The sequence below is a fragment of the Pseudomonas orientalis genome (assembly GCF_001439815.1).
In the GTDB taxonomy this organism is placed as follows: Bacteria; Pseudomonadota; Gammaproteobacteria; order Pseudomonadales; family Pseudomonadaceae; genus Aquipseudomonas; species Aquipseudomonas orientalis.
Window position 1 is genome coordinate 223,185 of the sequence record NZ_JYLM01000004.1, and the last position, 12,750, is coordinate 235,934.

Genomic DNA, 12,750 nt, shown 5'->3' on the forward strand with positions numbered 1-12,750 from the left:
TGAATGAGAGCAATGGATATGCGCAAGAAGTCCCAGTCATGGTTTGTCCCGCTCCTGATTCTTTTTGCCGTTCTGTGGGCATTTGGGAAGAAGGACACGCCTCCAGCCCCTGCACAGTCAGGCATTCCGAGCGCGCCTAGTACGTTAGCGTCGATTTCTCCAGCCTCCCCCTCAGCTCCGGCCCCTGTCTCTGCGACTGAGCACTTTGTGAGCGCTGATAATCTCAATGTCCGGGATCAACCAGGCGGCAGGGTCGTCTCGAAGCTGAAGCGTGGGGAAAAGGTTCAGGTTTTCGAGACGAGGAATGAATGGGCGCGCATCAGCATTGACGGCCAATCTTCAAAATGGCTTTCGTCCAAGAGTCTATGCAGTGGGCCTGGCTGCTACGTTGTTCCGAAGCCCAAACCGTCGGCTCAACTTCCGCTGCCCGCTCGCCAACAGACTCCAGCTTACGGTTCCTCGTGCCCCTGTTCTTCAGGAAACGTGTGTATCGGGCCTCGGGGTGGTCGATACTGCATTACCTCTGGTGGTAACAAACGGTACGGCGTTTGAGCGATTATCTGATGACGCCCTATCGAGGACTACACTTTCGCAAGCGCTTTAGCCGGTAGACGAGCAGATCTCGTGACGAGGTTTCGTTGCAGATGGCTAGATATTGGCTATGAATCCGTAACCAACCTGACTCTATAACTCAGGTGGTTCACCCTCATTTATTGATTTTCCAGCTCAGGGCTAGACATGCACACCATACGGAAAGTGGTAATTCAGAATTTCAAAAAATTCAAAACGCTCACGCTCGATTTTGAGTCTGGGAAGAATGTGCTGATTGGCAACAATGAGGCAGGAAAAAGCAGTATTTTGCTTGCCCTAGACCTCGCGCTCGGCGGGAGTCGCAACCGCATTGAAGCTCTAGGTGCAGAAGCTCTGCTCAACAAGGATTCGGTTGACACTTTCCTTGTTGGGGAGAAGAGCCTGGAGAAACTACCTGAGCTGATAGTCGACGTTTTCCTAGAGGAAGGTGACGACGAAGGCCTGTATGGAACCAACAACTCCCACCAGCGCCAGACTGACGGCGTGCGCATGATCCTTGCGGTGATGGCTGAGTATGGCGAAGCGGTGCAAGCCATCTTGGCTGATGATCAACCGAACTTCCCATTCGAATATTATGCGGTGCGGTTTGAAACGTTCGCCGGCAGGCCCTACGCAGCATTCAACCGCCCAATTAAGCACATGATGCTAGACGGTTCACGTATTGATGGCGATCACGCGTCTCGTGAATACACCCGAGCCGTTTACGCTTTCAACGCCCCCGTTGAAGACCGCTATAAACTTGAAAACCTGTACCGCCAAGGCAAGCAGGCTTTTACAGGACAACATCTCGCAGCGCTCAACGCTGACCTACCCGCGTATCAGTTTGACGTACGGAGTAGCGTCCGGTCGAACCTGGAAACTGACCTAATCATCACGGAAGACAATATTCCGCTTGAGAACCACGGCAAAGGAAGGCAGTGCTTCATCAAGACTGAATTTGCGCTGAGCAAGCACAAGCAAGGCGGCTTGGATGTAATGCTCTTGGAGGAGCCTGAGAACCACCTTAGCCATTCCTCCATGAAAGCACTTGTCGCCAAGCTAGCGGACAACGAGAGCACCCAGCTTTTCATTGCAACCCACAGCAGCCATATCTGCTCAAGGCTTGATCTTCGGCATGCCCTTTTGATCGGCCCGAATGCAGCTGCTGGCTCACTTAAAGCCCTATCACCAGACACCGCAGAATTCTTCATGAAGGCCCCGGACAACAACGTCCTGGAGTTCGCGCTCTCGAAGAAGGTGATATTGGTTGAAGGTGATGCTGAATTCATCCTGGTGGAAGAGTTCTATAAGCAATGTACAAATGGGCGTCTACCGCATGTCGATGACGTTCACATAATCTCTATTGGGGGCACCAGCTTCAAAAGGTACATGGAGCTCGCTAACCTGCTCGGAATTCGAGTCGCAGCCATACGAGACAATGACAAGGATTATCAGAAAAACTGCGTAGAAAACTACGTCGACTTCGCTTCGGATAATGCCAAAGTCTTTGCCGACAGAGACAATGACCGTTCAACCTTCGAAATAGGGTTGCACAACGACAACGAGGAAACCTGCAAGACCGTCTTCGGCCCAAGACGAAAAACCCTCTCCCCCTTGGAATACATGCTGGCAAACAAGGCAGAAGCCGCGTTTGAGCTGCTCAAGGGAAAGCCAGGCGAGCTCACCGTTCCTGCCTACATCGCGGAGGCAATCAAATGGATAAACGAGTGATGTTCGCCGTGGCAGGGTCAGGGAAGACCACCCTGCTAGTGAAGCGTCTGAGCCTAGAAAAGCGCGCACTGATAATCACCTACACGGAGAACAACTATCGCCATTTGCGCGATAGCATCATCAAACGGTTTGGCCATGTCCCAAAAAACATCAACCTGCTGAGTTATTTCACGTTCCTTTATAGCTTCTGCTATCGCCCTCTGCTGCAAGTGCATATGCAGACGCGGGGAATCAGCTTTCGAGCTCCGCACGCCCGTACGTTAAAGCTCAAACGGGACAATATGGCGTATTACGCCACGACAAACGGCAGCGTTTACCACAACCGCCTCGCAAAGCTCCTAGAGACCGTTGATGCAATTCCTGACGTGATGGCGCGAATGGAGCGCTTTTACGATGAGTTTTATGTCGACGAAGTTCAAGACCTAGCAGGTCATGATTTCAACCTGCTAATGGCATTAGCGAAAGCCAAGGTTGAAATGCTATTTGTAGGTGACTTCTACCAGCATACGTTCGACACCAGTCGTGATGGAAACGTGAACAGCTCGCTACACTCCGACATTGGGAAATACGAAAAGCTTTTTCAAAAGGCGGGTGTGACTGTCGACAAGGAAACACTGAGCCGAAGCTGGAGGTGTGGTGTCACCGTATGTGATTTTATTCGAGCACATCTGCAGATTGATATGCAGTCACAGCATACCTACGAAACCCAAATTATTCCTCTGGCCAATCAAGTGGATGCTAACGCCGTACACGCCGATGGCAACGTGGTGAAGCTGTTCTATCAGGAGCATTACAAGTACGGGTGCCTGTCTAACAACTGGGGCGCCAGTAAGGGTTTGGATCACTACAACGATGTGTGCGTTGTGCTGGGTACTACTCACTGGAAGATCTATCAGACGTCCTCGCTCGCCGCGCTCCCCCCACAGACAAAAAACAAGCTTTATGTTGCGTTCTCACGGACTCGCGGAAGGCTGTACCTAGCGCCCGAAAAACTTTTCAAACCATTTAAAACGGACTAGGTCGTAGCCATGGGTGGTGATGTCTGGCGTAAGACCTTGTCCAGAAAGTATGCTCAGTATGAAGGGGAGCCGCTGGGCATGACACCTAGCGTGATCAGTCGAAAGACTGGCCCTGCTCCATCTCCCCAATCCAGCTGTATGTGCCGTTTAGCCAAACGAAGACGCTGTTGAGCACCTCGCGCAAGTGCCGGATGTTGATATGCGTAACGTCTGGGAGATGGTCTTTACCACTGTTGGTCGTCGCATACCGAAACGCCATCGAGTCTGGGTCGACGTTGTCCAACTGGCGAATGAATTCGTGAACAGCAGTAGCGTTGACGTCAGAGCGCTCTAGCCCCAAGTCCTTGAGCAGATGACGCAACTCCGACCACAGAGGCATCAACGGATGCTTGTCGTAGTTCTTGGGCTCTTTGCCTGTCAGAGCGCGAGCACCCTTTAGCATCAGCTTGAACTGCAGCTCCAAGGAATGGCGGTACAGAAAAAGCAAGGGATAAATGCCGCTATCCAATGGCACCTGACGATTCGCCATGGCCTCCACAAGACCGTCGGCGGCATCTTTGTATGCAAAAGCATAGAGGTCGGCACGAAAGTGAGACCAGTTCAGCATCGCGTTGTACTGCCAATCCTCACCCTGGATAAACAGCTGCTGGCCGGAGAAGTCTGCCGGCCACTGGATGGCCTCAAGCTCCGGGTCGAGCATCGGTAGCGATTCCTCATCCATATCGTCTCCTCACGTTGGCCAGTCCATGGTGTAGAACTTTACGAATCTAGGTGGACTACCGGCAACCAGTAAGTGGTTTTCTGGCTCGGTCTACTGTGCGAGAAAGCGTGATCTCAGGTTGAGGTCACGGTGTCCTTTTTGCGGGGACATCGAAAAATGGCTCTGATCTATGCTGAGCACGGTTTCGACGCCTAATGAGCCTCAGAGAGTACGTTATCGCGGCAACCCAGTAGTCATTGCAAGGAAGCTTGTATGAAATTTTATCGGTTTGATCCCCAGAAACTTGTTATGCCCGTGAAGCACGACGTGCAAGTTGATTCCGATTTGGCCGGCCTGATTCTGCAGGTGCGTCCCAAGGACTGCATTGTGCTGGCCGGTTGGGACGCGAGAGCCCAGGTTGGCAATGTGAGGGCATTTGGCATCGTCATGACGGTTGATCGAGAGTCAGGCCGTGCAAAAATTCTGTGGCGCGAGGCTGATGTCACGCTTCGGCCCAGCTCGAATGGAAGACGTTACTGGGTGCAAGCCAAACACTGGTTTGCTTTTGCTCCTGACGTGGTCAACCGGTACGGTCTTCCAGATCTACATGCCGAATATTTTCCAGACATCGCTGGATTCGACATCCCTGCACCACCACCGCCCGTGAAAGGTGTGAGTCGTCCCTCGAATTCGCCGACAGGTGGATACGTCTATGTCATTCGATCTAAGCTGGGTTTCAAGATCGGCAAAACAATTCACCTGAAAGCTCGCACTCGGCTCTTTGAGGTCAAGCTCCCCTTTCCCATAAGCCTTGAACATTACGCCTGGTTTGATGATTACAGTCATGCAGAGCGAAGCTTCCACATCACTTATCAAGCAAAGCGCCTTGAGGGTGAGTGGTTCGATCTCGACGCCTCCGATCTTGAGCAGATCAAAACTTTTGGTAAGTCTGTGCCGGTGGCAGGGCTGTGAATAGGAACTCAAATGGAAGTGAATAGCTATTTGCGAGTCGAGGAGTCGATAGAGACTTGCCTTGAAATGTTGATGACGGCTTTGGTCACGATACCGACCCAGGTCACTGAATGTACTTCTGTCTCTACAGGCTCTTCTGCAGTTGCCATGCTAGATCGCGAAGCCTTTATCAAAGCGTGCGAGAGCCTCAAGCCTGCTGTGGTATTCATTTATCGCGAGCATAGCCTTTTGGAGGAACAACTCGCCGATCTGGTTTCCGAAATCACAGACGTCCAGGCTGAGGCGGATAAGCTCCGACAGGAGTTTTTGTCCACGGAAGCGGAAGTGATGGCTAGGGTTCGAAAATCCTGTCCTGATTACTCTCACCTTCAGTGCTTCTTTACCAGCGGGGCGTTATTAGTCGCGGTGGCCTGTGAGGTAGGTGACTACCAGGACTTCACAGAGGCACTCGACAGATTTGAGCAGGCTGCGGATGAGGCTGAGGAAATGGCGTCATCTCTAGACCAGGCAAGACTGAACGGTGAGATGAAAAAGGTCGCGGAGACGGTTTCCAAGGATCAAGGATTCATTTCCCTTCGTGGCAAGCGAAAGCGGGCGATGTACGTCCTAAAGCATTACCGACAGGGGATTCCTGAGTCTCCTTATCTTGAGCGACCCGATCAGGGATCAGAACCTATTGATCGGAACGTCGTTCTCGTTGCAAGGCAAGCCGCTGATATTCTTGAGTTTGAGACCTGAGCACGGTCAACCGCCGACGTACCACAGCCGGTTAACTGTGCTCTTGGGCAGTTCTAATTGCCGGCAAACCTCCGCTTGAGAAAGGCCTGCCGCCTTAAGATCGCGCACCGCTTTGAGTCTTTCTGCGGCAGCGATTCTCTGGGGTGTAGTGAGCGTTTGGGGTTCGGCAGGTAGCTGCTCATCAAGAACACCAAGCTGCATGAGTTCTTTCATTGTGTCATTCAGAACTGAGCGCGCGGTCTTACCTTCATCTGCTGCGGCCACCAGTGTGAGAAAGGAGAGTGGCATTAGGCCTAGCGCTTTAGCTAAGTCGGCACTGAGATCGACGGTTGCCGATGTCGTCGATGCTTCCAAGCGGCTTATGTGTGCTTGGTCAGTCTGATGCTGGAGGTCTGCTTGCGACAACCCATGTCGAACCCTCAGCCACTGTAGCGTTGCCGCATATGCCTTCCGCAAAGACATCCAGCGCACCTCTCCCCAAAAGGAGACGGTATGCCCCGTTTGATGAGTTCCACACAAATGTATATAGTCATTGCGATGGAACTACAGGCGCGCCACCTTTGCGATCTGTACGTGCGCAGAGCCCTATTTTCTTTGTCGCCAAGAGGATCATCAATTTATGACTAATTCTTCTGAGCACGAGCTGCTGCGGGAAGGGGAAACCTCCTCTGCTGGCACATCGCTGTCTCATGCAGAAGTGGAAGTATTGGTCGCGGGGCGCTTCGGTCGTAAGCCTTTTTGCACCGTCGCGGACTGGGTCATCTTCCACGTCGACGAGTCCCCAGAGTCGCTCGCGAAAGTAAGAGCTACTGGTCTGGAGCCGATGTTCATGTATGCCCATTGCGTCATCCATGACGGTCATGGCCGGTTTCCACCAGGGGGCTGGGTGCGCTCGACCCTGTGTAAATCGTTCGACGGTGTTTGCCTGTTCGAGACGCGAAACACGGTGTACGTGCTCGTGGGAAAAGGGCGCGAGATGACTGCCTCGCTGAAGACAATATTTGGCTTATGTTAATCGCAGGCCCACTTCGCGGGCCTGCTCAACACGAGATACACGATGTTCAGGATTAGCATGCAAGACCAGGCCGGCCCGGTGGGAATGTTCGGGGACGGTCTCGCTCACTTTCACGCCATGTCGCGATCCTTGGTTACCCATTGGTATCACGTGAGCCTCAAGCGCCGGCATGAGGGGCGATTCGTAGCTTATGAAGAGATGCTGAACGATGAGCCTCGCTTGGTAGAGCTGCTGGTCTCCCAAGACGAGAGCATGGTCATTCAAGATGTCCAGGTCGTTACCCCGGCATGGATGAACAACGGGTCAGGCTGGAAGATGGAAAAGCTGAAATCACTTTCCATGGGGTTCAACCAGGCAGAAGTGCCAATCTGTGTTCTACAGGTCGAGAGTGGTGATGTGTACGTCAATACCCATCAACGCGACCTGGATGTCGATGCCTTGATTGGGGTCAGGGAGCTATATCGGCGCAGTGCTGCAACTGCCGGCGTAGCCTCAGCGTCGGAGGCTCTGTAGCTATGGACGACATCAATACCGTCGCAGTCGATTTACACGAAAAGCGCTACTCGGACTTCGACCTTCTTCGCATCGCCAAAGCAGTGAATCAAGACTACGACGGGCTGGTCACGGCCTACTTGGTGAATGCCCATATTCATTCGTGCAGTGCTGTTGGTGTGGTGTTCGGTCACATTTGCCCTGGGCCGTACCAACGATTTGCAGATGGTCGGCTGATTCGGACATCCGACATTCAGTCCGTAACGAAGGAAGGCAGGTTTTGGGTGATCAATACGGTCAACTCGAAGTACGTCATTGCGACGTTCAGGCGGGACGTCGGACGGCATAGCTTGCGTGAGTTCATGCGCATAGCGGGGGACAGGTATCTGCCAACGCCTGATCGCCTTCAGTAGTCGCTGATCGTTGTTTTGGGCTTGCCCCGCTTCGGGGACAGCTGTCATGAACCAATCCCGCTGTTGCGGGACTTGGCTCCTTCGGGCTTCCATCCTCAAATCTCCGGCCCTGCTAGGGCCTGCGTGCTCCGCTTGCATTTCGCACGCCAATACAATGTTGTCTGCTCGATCCCAGAACCGTTGTCATTGAATCCGGTCTCCGAGGTTTTGAACACTTCTTCGGGAGCGGATAGTTATTGGACACTTTCAGCGATATCGTATGCTCGGTTCCCTATGCTTAGCCAAGGACGTGTGGCATGCCGAAGATCAAACCACTGGATATGAAGCTAATCGACCTTCTTTTCGAGATGGAAGGAGGTTACGTGTTGGACTTCTCAGACCGCACCATGTCCCAGTTCTTCCTTGGAGAGCTGGAGATCGATATTGATGATCCGCTGTTCACTGCGGATGGCACATCCAAAGCTAGGCGCCTGCGGAGCTTCCTCAAGCTTGCCGACACACCGACTTGCGTGCGAGCGCTCAAAGCACTCTGGCAATATCGTCAGGCTGCGCTGGCCAACCAACACAAAGATGAACCTGTGGTTAACGCCGAGGCGCGCTTCCTGACTTTGATTCAAGGCTTGGAGTCCGGCTCATCTGCCGACGTCATCAAGGGCGATCCGTTCGCAGCTGTGCGTCAGGTAAATGTTGATCAGGCGGCTCAGTTGAAGAGGGCCCTTTTAGACATTCATAAGCTCGCTCCTCAAGCACGTGGCTACGCATTCGAGACGTTCCTCCAGCAGCTGTTTGAGGCATCCAACCTCCAACCTCGCGCACCATTTCGGAATACGGGGGAACAGATAGATGGAAGCTTCCAATGCCGAGGGGACATCTACCTTGTTGAGGCGAAGTGGGTAGTGAACCCTGTTGGTGCAGGGGAGCTGCACATCTTTCAAGGCAAGATCAGCCAAAAGGCAGCTTGGACACGAGGTGTTTTTATCAGTTACTACGGATTCACTCACGTTGGGCTGGAGGCATTCGGGCGCGGCAAGAGCCTGATATGCATTTCGGGAAAAGATATCAACGATGCTTTAGAGAAGCACATACCATTCGCGGATGTAATCGACCGCAAAGTGCGGGCGGCTGCTGAGACAGGTTCAGTATTCGTACCTTTGGATAAATTGTTCTAAGCCCATGCGGCAACGCTAAGGGAAACTTCATCAGGGGCTCCAATGTACCTAACCATCATGAAGCCCGAAGTGCTTCAGGACGTTGCATCGCTCGGTCGTGGTCTTTGGATTGTAGAAGGCCCTGATGGCCCAGCGCTCGTGGTCAAAGCGGGCAAAGAATTTATCCTCGCCGCACGTGAGAAGCGCGAGCTGAAGTTCTATCTTGCACCATACGAGTCTGATGAGGCGCAAGGCTGGACGCTGTTGACGGCCTGCTTTGATGACCCGATTAGTCCGCTGACTATTAAAACACCCCTGATGGGTAGCGATCCTTTTACAGAGGGACTGAAAAGTCTCCCTGACCGTTTCAGCGTCTGTTTTTTTGATGAACACAATCGCGAGCTTCTCAGCAGTACAGCGCACGCTAGCCTTGAAGGGCTCCGAAAGTATGCGAAGGATGTCAATCCCTTGGGGAAGGAGCACTGGCATCTCATGATGGAGCAAGCAGATGCCTGGTTCAGCTTTACGACTAGGGAAGATGACAGCCGAGCAGTAACGTTGACGCTCTTGGAGGATCTATTTCCAAGCGACTTCCTGATCACCGACCTCACTCGCCAAGGCTTCCAGGGTTCCAGAGGTTTCTCGAATACTCACCTTGAGCGACGGGAGCCAGGACACCTTCAGGAGCTGGATATCATCTATCTGCTCCAGCGTGCTTACTCGGCAGAGCAAATCATCCATGGGCCAGTGAAAGTCTCGGACGGGGAAGAGCTGACAGATGCTGTTGTTTTGGGGACGGAGGTCACGCTGTTACTACAGGCTAAGGACAGCCCTAACACCGCTGAGATGATGGGGACAAAGCTTGAACGAAAGCGTAAGAAGGCCCTGAGTCAGTTGAAAGGAGGCCTATCGCAGCTACGTGGCGCAGTTTCAACTATCGAGCGTGAGGGAAATCCCGCGCTGCGGCTTGTTGATGGAACTCCCCTCAAAATCGATCTTGCAGCACGTCCCCTTGTAGGAGTCGTGGTGGTAAAAGAGCTGTTTAGCGACACCTATGAAGAGTACGGGGCCATGATCTTGGATTTCATGGATGATGTAGGTGTTCGTGTGTTGGCATTTGATTACAACGAGTTCGAGGTTATGACGAGGCATTGCCCCTCAGAGCAGGCACTCCTTTCGGCATTCTGGCAAATTTCCGAGTGTGCGGTTGAACAGAGGATCTATCCCAGACTTCGCTTCACTGAGCTTCCCCCACGCTGATTCACCACCATTTATGCGGAAGGCGCAGTGAGCAAAATCACCATGCGCGGGATTTCCACTCAATGAAGGGTACCCCCAACGATCCCCTAGACTGGGCTAGAAGTTTAGACGTCACTTCACCGTCGTAAAGGTTAGCGATCCGCAACAGTACCCTGGCATCACTGAGCAAACATGCTGGCAATAATCCTGGCGTCGAGCAGCGCGTGGTGAGGCAGCTCTTCACCCTCGCTAGTTGGAGAGAGGGTCGTTGCATCTGTAGGGAAATTACGAACGATTCTGGGCCAGCGTCCGTCGTAATAGACCAGATCGCAAAAAAGCTCCCAATCGTACTGGGGAGCATCCGTGACGATCTCGACCTCCTTTTTGAACGACGTCAGAAACCTGAGCAGCGATATCCTGGCTCCAAAAATGGGCAGCGCGTAGCTACCACCCCACAGCTGCGGAAGCACGATTTCCTTTACGAAATCACTGCAGTCTTCTTCTTCCCAAGTATCGAGCAATTCCACGTAGAATTCGCGCCCATCCTCAGCTACCAGTGCGAGTGATATCAGCTTCGCTGCTGCTGATAGACGGGTAAATTCGCAATCAAGAAAGACCATCACGTTGGTAGAACTCCACAATGGCTAGGGCTCGCCTGGATATGGCGCAGGAAGGTCAGCTATGGGAAATGGCCCTCGAACACCTTGGCTCAGACGGACTCCTCCAAGCGGTCATAGAAATGTGGAGCCGCGCCGCCCCTCCACCCAGACCATTGGTTGAACACCTGTCCACCAATGAGGAGAGTCAGGACGTCTTGAGGATACTGAAAATTGCCCAGCAGCGGGTAGGTGCCATCGTGCCAGGTCGAACGCCTGATGCAGGCACAGTCACGCTATACGCTCGTCACGCTAGCAACTTAGTTGATGGGCTCATTACACTGCTGCCAAAGGCGAAGCTTTCGCAAGCCTTACGAGGGTCTTGTCTTGAAATCGAACTGGGGATTTGACGTCCGCACAGGCTCCACGCACACCAGTCAGCAACAATCTTATTAAAACTTGCCCAGCGAAATGCGTCCCTTTGAGATGTTCTATGAAATCTGATTTAACTGAAGAAGAAATGCGTCATGCCCTTTTCGGCACACCTCAGCCAGAGGAGCAAGTTTCTACGACGCTAGTGCCTGAGCCTGTGGAAGAAGTTGTGCTCGCCAAACCGCTTGTCGCTCCAGCAGCGAAGAAGAAAGTGGCAAAAGCATTTACGCCTAGGCTGAAGGTCACGCTTCGGGTTGGAAACGAATTCGAGGGGAAGATGCATGAGTTTATCCACGAGGCCGACACGTTAAGCTCGTTGCTTGCTGAGCAGGAGGCTGTGAAGGCTGCTAGGAAGAAGTACAGGTATGTGGAGGTGGTCTCGGTCAAGTCGATGTAACCCCCCCCCCCGCCCAAGCCGGGTAGATGGTTAGCCATACCAGAGGCCGTATGCATGGGCAGGCATGCTGGCCCTAATGGATTTCCTCCTCACGTCCGCATGTTTCGCTTGATCGAGGTTCCCGCGTAGAAACCTTGAACGACCGCAGCGATGATTGCCGTACGATCCGTTGCAGTCGTTCAAAGTGTTGAAAAAACAAAGGCATTTAACTACGGTAATACTTACTTGAATTTAAAGGTTTTAAGAGCTGAAGCGTAGCTGTCGCGAAATCCTTTGGAAATAGGGGTGTCGGGGATGATTTCCAGCATTGCTGCTATTGCATTCACTACCGTAACCCTTGCCCAGTTCACAACCTTTTCAGTATCAAGCATGTAAATCCACGAAGTGTGGTGGCTTTCGTCTTCAAGGACATTAAGTCGTTTAAGCTCGCTAAGAACCCACGGGTGTTCGGAGACATTACCGTCCGCGTCCAGCTCGATTTCATCTGATTTCATGTGAACGAGTTTATTTCTTAGAGTTATTAATCGCTTCAAATTTTTGTAGTCTTCATCTTCTCCCTTTTTCCAGTTTTTGTTCAAGCTCTTTATGACTGTCTCATACTTATCAATAAGTCGATCTTTCTCGATTCTATTTATCAAGTCTTCCAGTTCGCGCTCGCTTGGCTGGAGGTACTCCATGTGGCCGTTAATGAAAAGTCCACCCCCGGCGTATTTTGTTTGAGGATTCATGTTGAATAGTGTACTTGGGGATGAGTACGGACGCAGCTTGGCAACGGACTGGTAGTAGCTTTTTAGATCCTCAAGAAAAACCTCTGCAGCCATCGTGCACAATGCAACATGCACGGTGCCATCTAAATATCCAATCTTTTCTGATTTTTCTAAAAAGATAATTCCATGAAATGGTAGGGACTTCAAATTATAATCCTTTATCTGATTTTTGATTTTTCATCGTATGAAGCACACTTACATTTTACCATTCTCACGAAGCATACTGTGAACGAAGGCAAAACAATCGAATGTTTCAAGGGTCGAAATTGAGCCACGCCGGTTTTCCTTGAAACGGTGCAGCAGAGGCTCTGCGCGTCGGTGGGGGAACGTTACCGTCGTCGCGGCGACTCCTTCGTGGTGTACATCTCCAGCGCAAACGGAGCGCGCCGGCCACGCGACGGGCCACAAGCTTGAGGATGAAAGCCCGCAGGGCCAAAACTTGGCGCAGCCAGGGTTTGGTTCACGCCAGCCATGCCCCTAAGGGGTCAAGCCCAAAACGGATCTACCGAAGTAGCCATCCA

15 protein-coding genes are annotated in these 12,750 nt (G+C 52.3%); 11 read left to right on the top strand and 4 right to left on the bottom strand.

Going from position 1 to position 12,750, the window contains the following annotated elements; genetic code table 11:
* Nucleotides 1–18 precede the first annotated feature (18 nt).
* The 3 genes from TU82_RS27855 (at nt 19) to TU82_RS12275 (ending at nt 3,320) form a co-directional block, all read left to right on the top strand.
* A complete protein-coding gene (locus TU82_RS27855; protein ID WP_082632015.1) occupies nt 19–552 on the top strand; it encodes an SH3 domain-containing protein in 534 nt (177 codons plus the stop codon).
* A gap of 186 nt (nt 553–738) precedes the next feature.
* Nucleotides 739–2,301 (top strand): ATP-dependent nuclease, encoded by a 1,563-nt coding sequence (locus TU82_RS12270; RefSeq protein WP_057723452.1) that lies wholly within the window; start codon nt 739–741, stop codon nt 2,299–2,301.
* Nucleotides 2,286–3,320, top strand: coding sequence for an AAA family ATPase (locus TU82_RS12275; protein WP_057723453.1), 1,035 nt, complete (start codon nt 2,286–2,288; stop codon nt 3,318–3,320). The genes TU82_RS12270 and TU82_RS12275 overlap by 16 nt, the downstream gene beginning before the upstream one ends.
* Nucleotides 3,321–3,414: 94 nt before the next feature.
* Here TU82_RS12275 and TU82_RS12280 read toward each other — a convergent pair whose 3' ends face one another.
* Complete coding sequence (locus tag TU82_RS12280; protein ID WP_231982714.1) at nt 3,415–4,041, bottom strand: hypothetical protein; 627 nt, start codon at nt 4,039–4,041, stop codon at nt 3,415–3,417.
* A 252-nt stretch (nt 4,042–4,293) separates the two neighbouring features.
* Between TU82_RS12280 and TU82_RS12285 the strand changes: the two genes are divergently transcribed.
* Nucleotides 4,294–4,992 (top strand): GIY-YIG nuclease family protein, encoded by a 699-nt coding sequence (locus TU82_RS12285; protein ID WP_057723454.1) that lies wholly within the window; start codon nt 4,294–4,296, stop codon nt 4,990–4,992.
* A gap of 12 nt (nt 4,993–5,004) precedes the next feature.
* Nucleotides 5,005–5,730, top strand: coding sequence for a hypothetical protein (locus TU82_RS12290; RefSeq protein WP_057723455.1), 726 nt, complete (start codon nt 5,005–5,007; stop codon nt 5,728–5,730).
* 6 nt (nt 5,731–5,736) lie between these two features.
* On the opposite strand, the gene TU82_RS12295 is transcribed toward TU82_RS12290, so the two are convergent.
* The gene (locus TU82_RS12295) at nt 5,737–6,192 is read right to left on the bottom strand and encodes a helix-turn-helix domain-containing protein (protein ID WP_057723456.1); all 456 of its coding nucleotides are present in this window, start codon (nt 6,190–6,192) and stop codon (nt 5,737–5,739) included.
* Nucleotides 6,193–6,349: 157 nt separating this feature from the next.
* Between TU82_RS12295 and TU82_RS12300 the strand changes: the two genes are divergently transcribed.
* From TU82_RS12300 to TU82_RS29175, 5 genes are all read left to right on the top strand, one after another.
* A complete protein-coding gene (locus TU82_RS12300; RefSeq protein ID WP_057723457.1) occupies nt 6,350–6,745 on the top strand; it encodes a DUF6957 family protein in 396 nt (131 codons plus the stop codon).
* Nucleotides 6,746–6,787: 42 nt separating this feature from the next.
* On the top strand, nt 6,788–7,258 hold the full coding sequence (locus TU82_RS12305) for a hypothetical protein (RefSeq protein ID WP_057723458.1): 471 nt from the start codon (nt 6,788–6,790) through the stop codon (nt 7,256–7,258).
* A gap of 2 nt (nt 7,259–7,260) precedes the next feature.
* The gene (locus TU82_RS12310) at nt 7,261–7,650 is read left to right on the top strand and encodes a hypothetical protein (RefSeq protein WP_057723459.1); all 390 of its coding nucleotides are present in this window, start codon (nt 7,261–7,263) and stop codon (nt 7,648–7,650) included.
* 296 nt (nt 7,651–7,946) lie between these two features.
* On the top strand, nt 7,947–8,819 hold the full coding sequence (locus TU82_RS12315) for a restriction endonuclease (RefSeq protein WP_057723460.1): 873 nt from the start codon (nt 7,947–7,949) through the stop codon (nt 8,817–8,819).
* A gap of 42 nt (nt 8,820–8,861) precedes the next feature.
* A complete protein-coding gene (locus tag TU82_RS29175) occupies nt 8,862–10,058 on the top strand; it encodes a hypothetical protein (RefSeq protein WP_231982713.1) in 1,197 nt (398 codons plus the stop codon).
* Between the two features lie 158 nt (nt 10,059–10,216).
* Here the strand turns inward: TU82_RS29175 and TU82_RS12325 are convergent, their stop codons facing one another.
* The gene (locus TU82_RS12325; protein WP_057723461.1) at nt 10,217–10,660 is read right to left on the bottom strand and encodes a 3'-5' exonuclease family protein; all 444 of its coding nucleotides are present in this window, start codon (nt 10,658–10,660) and stop codon (nt 10,217–10,219) included.
* Between the two features lie 466 nt (nt 10,661–11,126).
* Between TU82_RS12325 and TU82_RS12335 the strand changes: the two genes are divergently transcribed.
* Nucleotides 11,127–11,462: a hypothetical protein gene (locus tag TU82_RS12335; protein ID WP_057723463.1), complete on the top strand. Its 336-nt coding sequence runs from the start codon at nt 11,127–11,129 to the stop codon at nt 11,460–11,462.
* Nucleotides 11,463–11,683: 221 nt separating this feature from the next.
* Here TU82_RS12335 and TU82_RS12340 read toward each other — a convergent pair whose 3' ends face one another.
* Complete coding sequence (locus TU82_RS12340) at nt 11,684–12,376, bottom strand: hypothetical protein (RefSeq protein ID WP_043301529.1); 693 nt, start codon at nt 12,374–12,376, stop codon at nt 11,684–11,686.
* Nucleotides 12,377–12,750: the final 374 nt, after the last annotated feature.

What these genes read in the sequence shown, in the direction of transcription:
- TU82_RS29175 (WP_231982713.1), top strand. Translation starts at nt 8,862, where the DNA reads ATGTACCTAACCATCATGAAGCCCGAAGTGCTTCAGGACGTTGCATCG.
- TU82_RS12295 (WP_057723456.1), bottom strand. Translation starts at nt 6,192, where the DNA reads ATGTCTTTGCGGAAGGCATATGCGGCAACGCTACAGTGGCTGAGGGTT.
- TU82_RS12310 (WP_057723459.1), top strand. Translation starts at nt 7,261, where the DNA reads ATGGACGACATCAATACCGTCGCAGTCGATTTACACGAAAAGCGCTAC.
- TU82_RS12280 (WP_231982714.1), bottom strand. Translation starts at nt 4,041, where the DNA reads ATGGATGAGGAATCGCTACCGATGCTCGACCCGGAGCTTGAGGCCATC.
- TU82_RS12270 (WP_057723452.1), top strand. Translation starts at nt 739, where the DNA reads ATGCACACCATACGGAAAGTGGTAATTCAGAATTTCAAAAAATTCAAA.
- TU82_RS12275 (WP_057723453.1), top strand. Translation starts at nt 2,286, where the DNA reads ATGGATAAACGAGTGATGTTCGCCGTGGCAGGGTCAGGGAAGACCACC.
- TU82_RS12305 (WP_057723458.1), top strand. Translation starts at nt 6,788, where the DNA reads ATGTTCAGGATTAGCATGCAAGACCAGGCCGGCCCGGTGGGAATGTTC.
- TU82_RS12335 (WP_057723463.1), top strand. Translation starts at nt 11,127, where the DNA reads ATGAAATCTGATTTAACTGAAGAAGAAATGCGTCATGCCCTTTTCGGC.
- TU82_RS12285 (WP_057723454.1), top strand. Translation starts at nt 4,294, where the DNA reads ATGAAATTTTATCGGTTTGATCCCCAGAAACTTGTTATGCCCGTGAAG.
- TU82_RS12290 (WP_057723455.1), top strand. Translation starts at nt 5,005, where the DNA reads ATGGAAGTGAATAGCTATTTGCGAGTCGAGGAGTCGATAGAGACTTGC.
- TU82_RS12300 (WP_057723457.1), top strand. Translation starts at nt 6,350, where the DNA reads ATGACTAATTCTTCTGAGCACGAGCTGCTGCGGGAAGGGGAAACCTCC.
- TU82_RS12315 (WP_057723460.1), top strand. Translation starts at nt 7,947, where the DNA reads ATGCCGAAGATCAAACCACTGGATATGAAGCTAATCGACCTTCTTTTC.
- TU82_RS27855 (WP_082632015.1), top strand. Translation starts at nt 19, where the DNA reads ATGCGCAAGAAGTCCCAGTCATGGTTTGTCCCGCTCCTGATTCTTTTT.